Genomic DNA, 13107 nt, shown 5'->3' on the forward strand with positions numbered 1-13107 from the left:
AGCCTCTATCTCCAATATCCACATGAGCATCTTTTTTTTCAATGAAATCGTCATTATACAACACTTTCATACGGAATCTCCCTTCGCTTCGCATTAATGGTTAAATCTGATGCTATCTTAGCGTATAAATATCAACGTTTCGGAATTATTTCATTTAAACATGAATGGATCACCTTTTTTTCTGATCAATACAAATCAATAACCATAAAATGTTAATTTATTTGATTATTATATATAAAAAGGCGTTTTTTTCCTGTATACTTAATCAATATGAACACCATGAAAAACAGTGAAAAAAGATAGAATCTACTACATGATTCGGCACAAAATTTAATTGACTGGAGTGATTGTAATGAAAAAGGTGTCCAAAAAACAGACACCCTACAACACGATACTTCTCTCGAAGATAATTGGTTTAGTGCTTCTTACACTGTTTCTCTTTTTTATCTGGGATATGTCTAAACCCCATTTGCAGGCGACACATGGGCAAGCAAAAATTGTTGCCAACAGTGACTTCCGAGACACAAGCATCAGTCTGAAAGCAAAAGATCATTCTACAAGAACATTGGATACACATTTTAAGACCAATCCAAACCAACAGACAACGAATAAAACGGTCTTTTTAACATTTGATGATGGTCCTTCTGCTACATCAAATCAGCTGTTAAATGTATTAAAAGCACATCACGTGAAGGCGACATTCTTCATGCTTGGACCGCAAATCCAAGCACACCAAGCAGCTGTGAAAAGACTTTATCAAGAAGGACATCAATTAGGGCTTCATGGCATGACGCATGATATAAACCGCTTTTATCAGAACAGTGAGTCTCCCGCAAATGAAATGAGAGAAGCTCAGCGCATTCTTGCTTCTGTTACAGGCGTTTACACCCGTCTTGTGAGAACACCCTATGGCAGTGTTCCAAATTTAACATATCATCAAAAAGTACGTTTAAACCAAAATGGCTTTATTTACTGGGATTGGACGATTGATAGCCTTGACTGGAGATATAAAAACTCACAATATGTTCCAGAGGTATTGAATCAACTGCAAATGTTTGAGAAAAATAAACCATGGGAACCAAAAGTTATTTTAATGCATGATCAACCCTCTACCACAAACTATTTAGATAGCCTGATTACACAGCTAAAAGCAAGGGGCTATACATTTGCAGTCATAACCGAAACAATGCAGCCGGTACAACATTAATAGCGCTAATCACAACAAGCCCGTATCCAAAAGATGCGGGCTTTCAGCTCCAAGAGAAGTATTTACACAACAGATTTCTTAGGCTCTTCCATCAGGTCCTGCCCGGTTTCTTTTTTAAAAGGAATCATGTGATAAATAATATGAAGGAAAATAGCGGTAAAGCTGCCGGCCACGATGCCATTACTTGTTAATAATTTGATTGATTCTGGCAGATGCTCAAACATTTGCGGCACCACGGTGACACCTAAGCCGATCCCAACTGAGCAAGCAACAATCAGTAGGTTTTCCTGTTTGGCAAAATCCACACGCGAGAGCATTTTAATACCGTAGGCAATGACCATCCCAAACATGGCAACCATTGCGCCGCCAAGAACTGACTTTGGAATAATCGTCGTAAATGCAGCAATTTTAGGAAAAAGTCCAAATAACATGAGCAATGCGCCTGTCACAACGATGACTTGATTTTTCTTGACCCCTGTCAACTGGATCAACCCAACGTTTTGCGAGTAGGCTGTGTAAGGAAAAGCATTAAAGATACCACCTAATAACACAGCAATCCCTTCTGCCCGATAGCCTTTCGCTAAGTCTTTCTCTTTTAATGAGCGGTTTGTTAAATCACCTAGTGCGAAATAAACACCTGTTGATTCAACTAGTGACACAATTGCTACTAACGTCATCGTCATAATGGGCGCAAATTCAAAGGTAGGCATGCCAAAATAAAATGGTTCAATCATGCGGAAAACTTGTGCGTTCGCCACCTCAGCTGTTTCCACTTTCCCCATAAATGCAGCGACGGCTGTCCCAAGGAGAATACCAATTAAAATGGCGATCGCCTTCATAAAGCCTTTTGTGAATCGATAAAGCAGCACAATGATAAACAGCACAAGGAAGGCGAGACCTAGATTTTCAAAAGAACCATAATCAGCACTTCCTTCTCCTCCTGCCATATTGTTCATCGCTACTGGAATAAGGGTAATGCCAATAATAGTGACGACAGGCATAGCTTGAGTACAACGGGAAATACACCTTAATTATAAAAGACTCTTACACTCAACTCAGGCTGTTGTCCATCCTCATCTTTCACTTTATACGAGATATGACTAATAAGTTTCTTGAGTATTTTATTGATCTCTGAATCTGACATTCCCTGATCTGATTCTAATAATGTCTGAACATCCGTCTCTTGCCAAAGGTAGGTTCTTTTTTCTAACGCCTTTACTTTTTGATACTCCATTGATGAGTATAATTCACCGAGCTCTTTTTCAGATTTTATTAAATTTTCTTGTGCTTTTTCTAATTTTTCTTTGTACTCATTTTTGTCTAAATCACCGTCTAAGTAGAGTTCTTTTAACCGATCAATTCTTCCTCTCAGTTTTTTAATCGCTTTTTCTTTTAATTCAATTAACTGCCCCGAAAAAGTAGCTTGTTCGTCAGTTTTAGTATTCTCATTCCTTTTGAATAATTCAGAGCTATACTGTTTCATTTCTTGTAGTATCGCTCGGTATAAAATGTCTTCATTTATCCCTTTTGTTGTATCACACATTGGTTCACGAGCTGTCGATCTTCTGAGACACTTTCTTACGTGTTTTTGTCTTCCTTTTGGCTGATCTATACTTTGAACTTTCAAACAATAAGGACATCTAACTATTCCTGAAAGTCTGTTAGTGTTCATGTTCAAACGTCTTCCAGCCTCTGGATATGTCCTTAGTTTTGATAGTCGTTCTACAATTTTTATATGCTCTTCCTCTGTTTTGGTTGGCTGATGAATACCTTTGTTCTGTTCATCTTTTCCATACCAGACAAATCCTCTATGAAAATCATTTATCAAAAGATAGGTTACCACTTCTCCATACCACATTTTCCCTCTACTAGAAGGAGGCGGGATTTCCAATTGATTCAGTCTATCTGCAATTGCCATGGAAGACATTTCTTCATTAAGAAACCAATCAATCATCATACGATAAATTTTTATTTTTTCTTCATCAACCTTTGCTTTCTTGTCATTCTTGTCCCATTTAAACCCGTATGGAACAGATCCAGAATGCGGTCTTCCCTCTTTGACAGCACCTTTTCGACCATTTAACAGCCTTCTCTTAATAGCTCTATATTCATTTCTAGCAATAACCAATTCGAACTCTGAGAGCATTTCATCACTCTCATTGGACATATTATATATTTTTTGAGGAGTTATGAGTAGAGTGTTGCTTTCTTTAAAGGCTTCCATGATACGTCCTGAATCTATCTGTGATCCCCTGGAAAGTCTATCGTTCGCAATTACACATACAACATCAAATTCACCTGATCTGATTCTAGGCAACAATCTAGAAAAAATAGGCCTATTATCAATAGAATCAGAAGAGACAACTTCTTCGAACCACTCTACATCTGTAAAACTGTATCTATTTAAGAGTGCTTTTAGTTGATCCCTATGTTTCAGTAAAGTATCTTCTGTGTCTGGGTCTTCTCTTGATTTTCTTGAATAGACTGCCACTTTTGAATTTTCATCAATGTTCATATTTAATCACCACACATTTTTATTATTAGTTGTAAATATTATAACAAAAATAAAGACAGAGACTTATCCTGATCCCTGTCAATAATATGCATCACCTCCTTGAAATTAAATTCTCGCACATCTTATTTATGTAGTATGTATAATTAACTTTCTTCTTCATCCAACTTACCTCTGTTCCAATCTCTTTACAGATGCTAATAGGTATGCTGGACTTGTTCACCTTGCTTATGTATGTGTGCTCTAATTGCTTTTCAGCGATATTCTTATATGTAAGAAAGTCTTTAATATGTACAAAGAAAACTCGGTTTTCAGGCTCTCTAAAGTTAAACAGGAAACCAGGTATAACTCCTTCACATTCTGCAGCTTCTTTAAGATGTTTTATTTGCTGTGACTTGATCATACTCTCTGAAAAGGATACGGACTTACTTTTTGTAGACTTTAATTCTAGTGGAAACAAATGCCCCTTAGCGAAAAGAATACAATCATATTTATTTTTCGATATTCCGAAATTTCGTTTCAAAGCCATTGGATTTACATCTTTAATTCGATAAAAAAACAAACCCTGATCTTTTGCTGATTGTTGAATATTTGCTTCAAAAACTTTTCCCAAGTTTGTGCTCAATAAACCAATCCTTTCTTTGTGTTTAATAACTAAATGGGGTATTCTATGATTATCAATATCTAGGAGAGTGTTCCAATTGACTGAGCTCATCAACCAACACAACGAACTTACTGAATATCTTAAATCAAAAGGCTTTACAGTTAAATTTCATGTAGATATGTCGAATAATCATTTATTCGAAAAGCATTATGTTGTTTACAATGAAATCGAATCTAAAAGCGTTGAACTTGTATTTAAAGCTAATGCTAAAACTAATGAAGTTGAATACTCATTCGTTGATAACAACCAATACCCAGATATAGTTGAAGAAGTGAATACTTTAATAAAAAACTTTAAAGCTTCTTGATGATTACCCTTGTCATTAGACAGGGGTTTAAAATTCTAAAAATTTTAATTCGATTGCTTCTCCTTCAATAAGTTTTACATACTTCTTATCAAACTTATATTGATCTCCTAAAACTGTATTCTCCAACTCAATCAAATCTAACTGACACATCTCTTTACCATTGACCCCTTCAATAAGGATATAATCACTTGAATCAAATTCAGTTTTATACCAAATGACAGTTAAATTCGTTTCAATATTAAGCTTATTTGTTAAGTACATGTAAGCATCCTGTGATGTACCGTCTGTAACATCTCTAATTTCTTCATCATCAATATTATTAATTACAATTAGATTGTTTGACTTCTCATTATAAAAATAAGCAAAATCACCTCCTTGATTTTTTAATTGATAAGCGCCTTTTAAGTTATGTAAGTTAAGCATATGTATTTACGTATCTCCCTTTTTTATTGTTAGACAAGTCTCTTGCTTCTTGCATTAATTCTTCATTATTATTGCTAAGACTGATACCTAATCGATTTACCTTTGAAAAGTCATTGTTATGTATCGCTTCTTCAATTGAATCCATTTGCTTTTTCATTTTGTTGTGCAGTTTAATCAAACTATTTTCTTCTATTATTTAACTCCCCTTTCGTATGCACATTGTCTACATGCTGGCTTATAATCATTTCCAACTTTAACTTGTGTATCTGAGTCATTAGAAACTTCAAGGGACACCCATGCATCCTCGCCACAGAAAGCACAAACTGCATGATGTTTAGTCACATGATCTGCTTTGGCCATTAAGTACGGTACAATTCCAAATGGCTTACCGTACCTATCCATGTCTAATCCAGCAGCAAACACTTTCTTACCTTGTTCAATTAATCGTTCAATGTGATTAATCATTTGACTTGGAAAAAATTGAACTTCATCGATACAAACAACATCAGCTTCATTTAATAAATAAAATGGTATATCCATCTCGCCTTTGTTTGTAATTTGTATATTCACTGCATCAACTTTCTTCCCATCGTGAGTAATGATTGAGTCTTCTGAGTATCTGTTATCTATGGATGGTTTCATAAACACTACTTTCTTTCCAGCTAACATATATCGTTTGCCATGTCGCTGCAGTGCTGTTGATTTCTCAGCGAACATACTTCCTACATCAATTGTTAATGATCCTACTGATATGATTCCTCACCTCCTCCAAGAATAAGTTGTCTATATCTCTTATAATCTTCTTCACTATTAAACGAAAATACTGGAGTCTTACCCTTTTGAAAAGAAATTGTCCCACCAACTTGAGATAGATATGCTTGTTTTAATGCATCTTGTTTAAATGGAATTCTAATGGTCATATATAATTTCTCCTTTCATTGTTTAATATTCAAATATTTCTTATGTATATGTATTAATTTAATACGGTTAATTCATTATGTATTTCATATGGAAAACTAAGATAATCATCAAAATAGTTACCTGGTGCACACGCAGGTTTATTGTATCCATTCGTCCTCATTTTAATAGTGCTGCGATCAAACATATCAGCCCATTTCATATACGCAACTTTATTATTTACTGTATCTACTAAAGCCAATACATCAAAACTATCCTCAGAATAAACACTGTTTGACCTTCTAATATCAAACTCTAATTTTTCGTTGTTAATCTTACAGGACGCTTTAACTTGAATTTTAAAAGATCGCCCATCTTTGATTGCTACAAGATCAATTAAGCTTCCATTGTTCATAGGCGAAAATAATTCAAACCCTTTCTTAGTTAAATCATACAAAACCAAGAACTCTCCGCAATCCCCTGTTTTTCTTTTTTGATCAATTAATTTAGTCATTAATTCTCCCCTTTATTTAAATTTGTATAAAGTTACATCGCAATCAACTAGAATATCTTCAATCATTCGACTAACAATTTCCCAATCTCCACCCGCTAAACCGCAGCCAATTCCATACGGTATTGCAATAGAACAGTCTTTGTATTTACTATAATCATCACTGACCACATGTTTTAAACTTTTCAAACAAAGTTCCATAGCTTCATAATCTGTTTGCCTTGATTTCACACCATAGTTCTTTTGTGCAAACAAATTTGCGATTGTTTTACTCTTACTTACATCGATAAATTGAGTAGCCCCTAGTAATCCATTTTTTCTACTTTTAATCTTTTCATCGTCACACAAACGCTTATAATCTTTGTACACATTTGGGTATTTGCTTTTGATCTGTTTGGCCAATCCTGCTCCCATGACACCCTTACAGTTCACTTGGTGACAGACGATGTCTTTTGTTGTATCTAAAATGTTGCCTTCTATTACCCTGATCATTTTAAATTTCTCCTTTAATCATTGTGATTGAATTATGTAACGTCAAAGTCTTTCTCAGTGTAATCATTTTGTTTAATCTCAGCTGATAGAGAAAATGTATATCCCCGTCCCCTTATAACTTTATCTTTTTGCTCTGTTCTCAGAATAACCAATTTACTTCCATTTTTGAAATTGATGGACTGTCTTTTATTTAAATCCTCCACAGATTAACCCCTTTTCAATTCAGTTAAAAGACCGATTTTATTTAGAAAACTATGTATGATTTACCATGCAGAATAGTCTGTAATGTCCTTAGCAAAACCACATTTACTGCATTTTAATCCAACAGCTACCCCGACCTCTGTTCCATCAAAATAGTAGTAAATGTTTGAGTCGCATATATGATGCTCTTTCTTAAATTGAATTTCTTCTTTCTTTTCATTTTCACTAAAAATAAATACACTCTTTGCTCTTAACTCCTCAATTTCATTTTCAAGTTCTTTGATCTTTTCATCGGACTTATATTTTTTTAACTCCATTCTTAAACGGTCACGTTGGCGCTTGATTTTATCGATGTAGGATTTAACGCTATTAAACATTTGTTCTTCTTCATTTCTTTCTGTAAAAGCAAGTACATTTTTGATAACTCTTTCTTGGTCAGTCATTAATTATTCTCCTCTGCTTTAACTTCATCGATAATACTTTTTAATGTATAAAATGCTCTTAAGTGATCCCAGCCAGATAAGTTACCTGTATCATTTTCTAATTCATGTTGATAACTGTTAAGTTCATCACTCGTCATGTATTTAAAATCATCTACTTCTTCAGCCGTAAATGCAGATAAATTTGATGTAAGTTTTTTAAAGTGTTTTAAATCCAATTAACTCGCTTCCTTTCCCTTTGACATCTCTAATTTCATTTCAAGTAATTCTCTTTCAGTAATAGGAATCAAAGACTTGTTTTCCTGCTCAGTTTTTGCTTCTAAATAGAATGTATCGTTGTGAGTAATAAACTCAATGGCACCAGTTAGGCCATATACAAATACTAAGAAATTTAAGCTTTGCATTCTAATAACGTGAGTCAGGTTATTTTCTTTAATAAATCCATCCCACTTCTTAAAGTAGCTTGAACTTTTCTTAAACTGTTTGAAAATACGCCCATCTAATTCTTGTTCTTTTTTGATAAAATGCTTATCATCGATTTCATCAGCATATGCTTCATTTATTAAAAGACCTCCATGAAAATCATATGTTGCTTTACTCGCTAAGTCTTCGATCCCAACTAAACTTGAAATTTCCTCGTTCCTATTTTGCATAAATTGTCCTTTGATAAAGAACGTGTATTCAAGATCTCTATGTAAGTTAGATGCTTGTTCCACTTTGTAATAATAATTAGTCATTTTTCATTCTCCTTTATATATGTAATTCGTCTTTTAATGAAGAACTTTTACTCTCTGTCCACACTCACATTTGTTAATATGCTGCTTGATTTCTAAATCTCCTTCACAATTAGAGCAAGAAATAATCCTTTTCCCTACATCGAGTTTAGCTCCACTGAAAACCCAGTTCACAAAGCGATCTAAAGAAGTTTCACGTTCTTTTTTATTAACTAAGCTATATCTAACTCTGTCATTAGAAACATCGACAAGCGTTCTTTTGAATCTTCCCTTGATCCACGTTTGACCTGGTTTGAATCTGCCGACGAATTTTGTCCCATCTGTGCAAATAACAGTCATAACCCACCATCCTTATTAGTATTTTGATCATTTATTAAGCTGCATAGATGCACTACCTTTAAACTCAATACCATTTGCCTCAATCAATCTAATAAACTCATCATATGTAAACTGCGTGCCGTCTTCTTTTAATAATGTTCCTTCAACTTCTAATCCTTTCATTTAATCACCTTATTTTTATAATAGTTAATAAAATCATCAAACTGAATCAAGTAAACGCCATAAGCTGTGTTATTCAATTTATTAATTGTCTCTTCATTAGGTTCTTCAAACCAGCTGTCAGTTCCCTGACCACGGACTTCATAGATTTGAAGTATCTCTTTTTTATGCTCAAAGAATGCCAGTTTATTTTCGAATTTACTTTCTTCATCAACCGGATTCCCCACATGATTTGTCGCATATTCCATCATTGAAGTTAGCATGTAACCTAATTCAACCTCTGAGAAGCTTAGTTGAGGTGTAGGAATTCCGTAATACATATCAGCTTCATTTAGAGATCCTCTTTCCTTAACCTCTTTAAGGATTTCTTCAAAAGCAGCACAACCTTGATGAATGATGAAATCTTTTTCCATTTCCTCTCTTCTTTTTCTTTCCTCAAAGAAACTCTTTATTTTAAGATCATCATCTTTATTCATTTAGATTCTCCTTTGTTTTAAATTGAAGTAAAAACTGTTTCACCTTTTTCGATGGATAATCACTAAGTGCAAAATCTCCAATCATTTTCAAGAAGATTTCTTCGTGGTAGGTGTCGATCCATTTTTTAAGGTCGTGTTCAGGGCTACATGGACAATTCTCTTTGTTGCAATAACGAAAATCATTAACATATCTTGTTGTATGTACGATTAATTCAAGGAAAACAACTCTTAATTCATCTTTGTCATCTCCACGATAGCCGCTCATAAAATCATTTTGATATATTTGAATTAATGCTTCTAAAACTTTTCTATCCATTAAAATAACACCCTCATATATATATGTTATTTATAATTTAATATCTGAAATATCCTTATATTTATTAAGCTCTTCTATTACTATTTTTAATTCATTGATTGTCATTTCACTAAAGTACGGCGAGTATCCGAGAACCTTGCATAAGAACCATCTTTTTTCCTTTAAGTCTTTGAATCCTAACCTTTTAAAATGATTATTCAATTCTCTTCTAAGAATTGGATACAGTCCGAATACGGTGTAAACAATCATATGCACACCTCTCCTTTTTTTTGAATTTGTGATATAATTTAGAAAAACTTGAAAGGAATTAACAATGCCTGCATATTTCACAAATGGAAAAACCAACTATTATAATTTTGATTTTCAAGCATATCTTGAAAGCCCTGCAATTAAGTCAACATTAGGAGATTTATCTTTTTATAAATCATGGGTATCAAATTGGTGTGATGAGTTTGATACTAAAGACAAAGAACTTTTAGAGCTTTCTCGTTTAAATCCACCTCAAAATCCACTACTAGAAAGACAGGCTGCAGAAAAAAGGGATGTGGAAACTTTTCAATCTACCTTTATAACACCTGTTGGAGATTATATTTATCAATATGATGTAGATAAGCTTCTGGGATTGGTGGAAAACAATAATGTTGCAAAAGAAATCTTTAACATTGATGAAGTTTTCATTGATCCTAAAACTGAGTTTGATGTAGATAAAATCAATGATAAACGTCTTCCTATTGTTGTAAGGACTTTTGGAGAAAAAATTTCTTTCATCTGTGTTGATGGTAATAAACGACTTACAGCGCAGATGAAAATTAATAAGATTGGCAATTTCAAAGCATATGTTCTAACACCTGAGTATTCAAAACACTTCTTTTTTACTTCCATTGACAGAGCATTTTATGATCTTCATGTAGAAATACAAATACTAGGTGTTTCAAAAATGATGAATTTAAGTGACAATGACTTATTGAGAATGATTAAAATGCGTGATATATCAAACAGTAAGTGAGTTTTTAAGAGCTCATTTGCTGTTTTTCTGCCTTAGATTAGAGCTCTCTTTAAAATCAACGTTTTAATTCATTTTCAAATTGCTCACCAACTCTTAGCGCATCTTCTGTATCAATTTCGTTAAAAATAATTTGACTGTTGCTTACTAACTCCATAACCACATTTTTTAAGAATTCTTCATACCTAATGTAGCTCATATTTCATCTCCTTTGCATTTTACTAAGGGGCAAAAGCCCCCTATAGTCGTTTAAACCCTTTACTAGCAATATCATCTATTACTCTTTGATGATATTCTGGATCATCCTCTAGGGAGTCATAAACAATCTTAGTATTAATTGATGCAGCCCACGTGAGATCCAATGCATCTTGATTACTTACCAATATGAGTTTCTTAACTTTCACACGATCAAGCAAGTTAGATAAAGCTTCTGTTCTTAACTTTTCAGAACTCATTGGTTTAAGTGGATAGACAACCGCAGTATGAATTGGATCACCATGTTTACCCCATGTTCTTTCTTTCAAGGTGTCTATATAAATGTTATTAAGACCTCCACGATACGCTACACCTGTTTTAAGTTTTTTTGATGCCTTCAAAAATCTTGAAGCATTTTCTAGTGTGTAAGTTCTGAAAAGGATATTCTCAGAAACCAAGTGATCGCATAACACATTCATAACTAGGTCTATCTTTTGATGCATATGAGTACCAGTGACAATTGCAACCCTTTCTTCAGAGTTTAAAAACTCAATAATCTTCTCTTCAGCTTGCTCTCTTCCATTCATAGTATCAGCCTCCATAAATTGCTACATAACCAGTATAGAGTTGATTCATATAAATTTAACAGCTAAATGTTGTTTTGTTCGAATTTAATTCTGACAAACTCTTCATGTAGCCTGTTAAACTCTTCTTTGTTTATGTAAGCTTTGGCATCGCCTTTGAAATCGAATAGCTTTAGAAACTCTTTGTTGATTCTTACTGCCTTCATGGCCATTGATGAAATTACCCACTCAGCTTCCTCTGTCAGCTGCAACACTTCACTTAATTCAAACAGTCGCTCTAGTGCTAACGGATTTTGATTTGTTTTAATATGCAGCAGGTCTCTTTTTTTCTCTAGGATGTCCAATTTAAGTTTGTATTTACTTTTCTCTAATTCAATCAAATTTTCGTTTGATTCAGTCGTTATAATCTACACCTCCATAAGCTTAAGCTCTTTTAGTTTATTTAAAGTGTACTCATCTACATTTCTTTTATTAAAGCAGTGTTTGCATCTTATTTCGTACTCATTTTCAAGATCTAAAGATTCGGAAAAGTAGCTATAGTAATCGACTAAAGAATAACTATGGAAACACTTTCGCTCCTGTTTTTCTTTTTTCTTGAACCAAAACAAGGCGAACCCCTCCTTTTTAATAATAATACACATCCATGCTTGCATTCCCATCAATAATATTAATGGCCTTATTTACATCTTTCATATCTGCCCCACCTAGGAGCTTCACCATTTTCTAAAGGAATTCCATACCCCTCAATGAATTTTGAACCGTTTCTCGCTCTGAATTGAGCGATATGCTCTGCATGTTCTGTTAATGTTGCGAAGTCATAAAACGTTTCTCTAAATTGCTGCATCCATTCTTCATTTAATACACTCTCATCAAATTCAATAGTGTATTGATCATGGGTTTCTACATCACATGTTCCTTTAAAAGTCATTATGTACTCTCCTTTCACTTAAAGTTTTCAATCATATCTTTTAACTCTTCCAATAAGTTTTTTCCATGCTCAAAGATATTTGCTCTATTAACATTGTGACACTTTATAGCTCGTTCTAATATTCTATTTTCTCGTTCAATGAACTTATCTAGCAATAAAAGAAATTCTGCTCTATCGATAATTACATCAGCATTTTTCATTCAATGCCTCCTTTGAAATCTCATTAAAATTCAGATTTTATATAGTTTAGTTTTGCCAATTTTCATTGTTCTTCTGTTAGCAACTCTCGGTCTTCGTAGATGTTGCCTACGACTTCTGGAAGTCTTCTGTTTACGTTTAGTTCCAACCCTGTCCATCCGCCGTTCCGTGCGTTAGCGTGATACAAATCTAAAGGAACGAACTTATATCTCGCTTGATGACAGTCATAGCAAATGACTCCTTTGATATTCTTAATTGGATCAAGAGTAATATCGCCCTCATAAATCTCAACGCCGTTACAGTCCTTCAATCCTGTGTATTGACCCACAGAATCCCAATGAACTGGTACAACTCCGCTATAATCAGTGTTAATATACGCAAGTCGGTCATCTTGGTTTATGTAGATGCCTCCCTCAAACCAATTGAGATCATCATAATCTTCAATCGGACTACCTCTAAACTTGATTTCTCTCATTCTCTTACTACCTCCCTTTAAATAAAAAAGATAAACCTCATAGGCT

25 protein-coding genes and 1 pseudogene are annotated in these 13107 nt (G+C 33.9%); 3 read left to right on the top strand and 23 right to left on the bottom strand.

Translation table 11 applies throughout. The features are described from left to right. Positions 1-352: 352 nt before the first annotated feature. Complete coding sequence (locus MHI33_RS11410) at positions 353-1207, top strand: polysaccharide deacetylase family protein (RefSeq protein ID WP_065098225.1); 855 nt, start codon at positions 353-355, stop codon at positions 1205-1207. A 62-nt stretch (positions 1208-1269) separates the two neighbouring features. Here the strand turns inward: MHI33_RS11410 and MHI33_RS11415 are convergent. The 3 genes and pseudogenes from MHI33_RS11415 to MHI33_RS11425 form a co-directional block, all read right to left on the bottom strand. Further along, positions 1270-2202, bottom strand: a pseudogene (locus MHI33_RS11415) (nucleobase:cation symporter-2 family protein); the annotation flags it as partial. Between the two features lie 32 nt (positions 2203-2234). After that, entirely contained in the window at positions 2235-3722 is a 1488-nt protein-coding gene (locus MHI33_RS11420) for a recombinase family protein (protein ID WP_340911283.1), read from the bottom strand. A 91-nt stretch (positions 3723-3813) separates the two neighbouring features. Beyond that, on the bottom strand, positions 3814-4344 hold the full coding sequence (locus tag MHI33_RS11425) for a Holliday junction resolvase RecU (protein ID WP_445661778.1): 531 nt from the start codon (positions 4342-4344) through the stop codon (positions 3814-3816). A gap of 76 nt (positions 4345-4420) precedes the next feature. On the opposite strand from MHI33_RS11425, the gene MHI33_RS11430 reads away from it, so the two are divergent. Next, the gene (locus MHI33_RS11430; RefSeq protein WP_340911286.1) at positions 4421-4690 is read left to right on the top strand and encodes a hypothetical protein; all 270 of its coding nucleotides are present in this window, start codon (positions 4421-4423) and stop codon (positions 4688-4690) included. A 27-nt stretch (positions 4691-4717) separates the two neighbouring features. Here MHI33_RS11430 and MHI33_RS11435 read toward each other — a convergent pair whose 3' ends face one another. Genes MHI33_RS11435 through MHI33_RS11500 form a run of 14 tightly spaced genes read right to left on the bottom strand, consistent with a single transcriptional unit; the run spans position 4718 to position 9678 of the window. Continuing rightward, on the bottom strand, positions 4718-5113 hold the full coding sequence (locus MHI33_RS11435; RefSeq protein WP_340911288.1) for a hypothetical protein: 396 nt from the start codon (positions 5111-5113) through the stop codon (positions 4718-4720). After that, positions 5106-5291 carry a hypothetical protein gene (locus MHI33_RS11440; protein WP_217012469.1) on the bottom strand — a complete coding sequence of 62 codons (186 nt, stop codon included), beginning with the start codon at positions 5289-5291 and terminating at the stop codon, positions 5106-5108. Before MHI33_RS11440 ends, MHI33_RS11435 begins: the two co-directional genes overlap by 8 nt. 14 nt (positions 5292-5305) lie before the next feature. Continuing rightward, positions 5306-5869, bottom strand: a complete 564-nt coding sequence (locus MHI33_RS11445) for a thymidine kinase (RefSeq protein WP_340913831.1) — start codon at positions 5867-5869, stop codon at positions 5306-5308. After that, complete coding sequence (locus tag MHI33_RS11450; RefSeq protein ID WP_340911292.1) at positions 5857-6033, bottom strand: hypothetical protein; 177 nt, start codon at positions 6031-6033, stop codon at positions 5857-5859. The genes MHI33_RS11445 and MHI33_RS11450 overlap by 13 nt, the downstream gene beginning before the upstream one ends. Positions 6034-6086: 53 nt before the next feature. Continuing rightward, entirely contained in the window at positions 6087-6524 is a 438-nt protein-coding gene (locus MHI33_RS11455; RefSeq protein WP_340911294.1) for a group I intron-associated PD-(D/E)XK endonuclease, read from the bottom strand. 12 nt (positions 6525-6536) lie between these two features. Then, positions 6537-7013 carry a macro domain-containing protein gene (locus tag MHI33_RS11460; RefSeq protein WP_340911296.1) on the bottom strand — a complete coding sequence of 159 codons (477 nt, stop codon included), beginning with the start codon at positions 7011-7013 and terminating at the stop codon, positions 6537-6539. A gap of 32 nt (positions 7014-7045) precedes the next feature. Continuing rightward, positions 7046-7216 (bottom strand): hypothetical protein, encoded by a 171-nt coding sequence (locus MHI33_RS11465; protein WP_340911298.1) that lies wholly within the window; start codon positions 7214-7216, stop codon positions 7046-7048. Positions 7217-7276: 60 nt separating this feature from the next. Next, positions 7277-7657 carry a hypothetical protein gene (locus MHI33_RS11470; protein ID WP_340911301.1) on the bottom strand — a complete coding sequence of 127 codons (381 nt, stop codon included), beginning with the start codon at positions 7655-7657 and terminating at the stop codon, positions 7277-7279. Further along, positions 7657-7872: a hypothetical protein gene (locus tag MHI33_RS11475; RefSeq protein WP_340911303.1), complete on the bottom strand. Its 216-nt coding sequence runs from the start codon at positions 7870-7872 to the stop codon at positions 7657-7659. Before MHI33_RS11475 ends, MHI33_RS11470 begins: the two co-directional genes overlap by 1 nt. Further along, positions 7873-8391, bottom strand: a complete 519-nt coding sequence (locus tag MHI33_RS11480) for a hypothetical protein (RefSeq protein WP_340911305.1) — start codon at positions 8389-8391, stop codon at positions 7873-7875. It abuts the gene before it with no gap. Positions 8392-8424: 33 nt separating this feature from the next. After that, on the bottom strand, positions 8425-8727 hold the full coding sequence (locus MHI33_RS11485) for a hypothetical protein (RefSeq protein WP_340911308.1): 303 nt from the start codon (positions 8725-8727) through the stop codon (positions 8425-8427). Positions 8728-8754: 27 nt separating this feature from the next. Further along, positions 8755-8889 (bottom strand): hypothetical protein, encoded by a 135-nt coding sequence (locus MHI33_RS11490; RefSeq protein ID WP_340911310.1) that lies wholly within the window; start codon positions 8887-8889, stop codon positions 8755-8757. Then, positions 8886-9362 (bottom strand): hypothetical protein, encoded by a 477-nt coding sequence (locus tag MHI33_RS11495; protein WP_340911312.1) that lies wholly within the window; start codon positions 9360-9362, stop codon positions 8886-8888. The genes MHI33_RS11490 and MHI33_RS11495 overlap by 4 nt, the downstream gene beginning before the upstream one ends. After that, the gene (locus tag MHI33_RS11500; RefSeq protein ID WP_340911314.1) at positions 9355-9678 is read right to left on the bottom strand and encodes a hypothetical protein; all 324 of its coding nucleotides are present in this window, start codon (positions 9676-9678) and stop codon (positions 9355-9357) included. The genes MHI33_RS11495 and MHI33_RS11500 overlap by 8 nt, the downstream gene beginning before the upstream one ends. A gap of 313 nt (positions 9679-9991) precedes the next feature. On the opposite strand from MHI33_RS11500, the gene MHI33_RS11505 reads away from it, so the two are divergent. Beyond that, entirely contained in the window at positions 9992-10684 is a 693-nt protein-coding gene (locus tag MHI33_RS11505; RefSeq protein WP_340911316.1) for a hypothetical protein, read from the top strand. A 55-nt stretch (positions 10685-10739) separates the two neighbouring features. Here MHI33_RS11505 and MHI33_RS11510 read toward each other — a convergent pair whose 3' ends face one another. From MHI33_RS11510 to MHI33_RS11535, 6 genes are all read right to left on the bottom strand, one after another. After that, positions 10740-10880: a hypothetical protein gene (locus tag MHI33_RS11510; protein ID WP_340911319.1), complete on the bottom strand. Its 141-nt coding sequence runs from the start codon at positions 10878-10880 to the stop codon at positions 10740-10742. Positions 10881-10920: 40 nt separating this feature from the next. After that, complete coding sequence (locus tag MHI33_RS11515; protein WP_340911321.1) at positions 10921-11463, bottom strand: hypothetical protein; 543 nt, start codon at positions 11461-11463, stop codon at positions 10921-10923. 62 nt (positions 11464-11525) lie between these two features. Further along, entirely contained in the window at positions 11526-11840 is a 315-nt protein-coding gene (locus MHI33_RS11520) for a hypothetical protein (protein ID WP_340911323.1), read from the bottom strand. Positions 11841-12136: 296 nt separating this feature from the next. Next, positions 12137-12388, bottom strand: a complete 252-nt coding sequence (locus MHI33_RS11525; RefSeq protein WP_340911325.1) for a hypothetical protein — start codon at positions 12386-12388, stop codon at positions 12137-12139. Between the two features lie 14 nt (positions 12389-12402). Beyond that, a complete protein-coding gene (locus MHI33_RS11530; protein ID WP_340911328.1) occupies positions 12403-12588 on the bottom strand; it encodes a hypothetical protein in 186 nt (61 codons plus the stop codon). 62 nt (positions 12589-12650) lie between these two features. Next, on the bottom strand, positions 12651-13061 hold the full coding sequence (locus MHI33_RS11535) for a YopX family protein (protein WP_340911330.1): 411 nt from the start codon (positions 13059-13061) through the stop codon (positions 12651-12653). Positions 13062-13107: the final 46 nt, after the last annotated feature.

Source organism: Bacillus sp. FSL K6-2971, from assembly GCF_038006405.1.
Taxonomy (GTDB): domain Bacteria; phylum Bacillota; class Bacilli; order Bacillales; family Bacillaceae; genus Bacillus; species Bacillus pumilus.